This is a genomic window from Bacillus sp. mrc49, from assembly GCF_002803435.1.
Window position 1 is genome coordinate 1 of sequence record NZ_PHNG01000628.1, and the last position, 706, is coordinate 706.

Consider the following 706-nt stretch of genomic DNA (forward strand, 5'->3'; position numbering starts at 1 on the left):
ATATTAAAAAGATCCTCAGCGGGGAAGAAATAAACGATAATTATTTTGCTATCTGCTACGAGCAGGACGACATAAAAGAGATCAACAAAGAAAAGCTATGGATCAAATCGAATCCACTACTAGAAGTTGCGGCACGTAAGGACGTAATGAGTAAGAATATCAAAAAGAAATTGACCGAAGCCCGCGCGAAAAACGATCTTGGCCCGACAGTAGTAAAGAATTTCAATATGTGGCAAAACGCCAGTAAAGAAAGCTTTTTGAAAGGGGAAGAGTGGGCAGCGTGTGCCATAGAGCTAGAACCTTTTATAACCGGGAAAGACGCTTATATTGGCGTGGATTTATCGCGTACAACGGATTTAACCGCCGTTTCCTGGATAGTTCCTTATGTAGACGAAGAAGGGAATAATAGATTTTATGTAAATAGTCATTCTTTTGTAGGAACTAAAGAGGGCCTGGAAAACAAAATGAAGCGGGATAAAATAGACTATTCAGCTCTAGAAACTGAAGGTTTTTGCACGATCACGACGAAGGAAAGCGGAATTATTGATTATAAAGACGTTATTAATTTTATTCATTCCCTTGTAGAACGATTTAACTTTAATGTGAAAGGGATCTTTTATGATGAATGGAGCGCGGCGCCTTTTATTACAGAATTAGAGGATCTATACCCATTGGTTGCAGTACGCCAGGGCTGGAAGACTTTAAG

General features: G+C 39.4%; 1 protein-coding gene. It reads left to right on the forward strand.

Annotated features, from left to right (window positions below):
- Positions 1-706, forward strand: a 706-nt coding sequence (locus CVN76_RS06490; protein ID WP_232732126.1) for a terminase TerL endonuclease subunit, incomplete at both ends; no start/stop codon positions are given.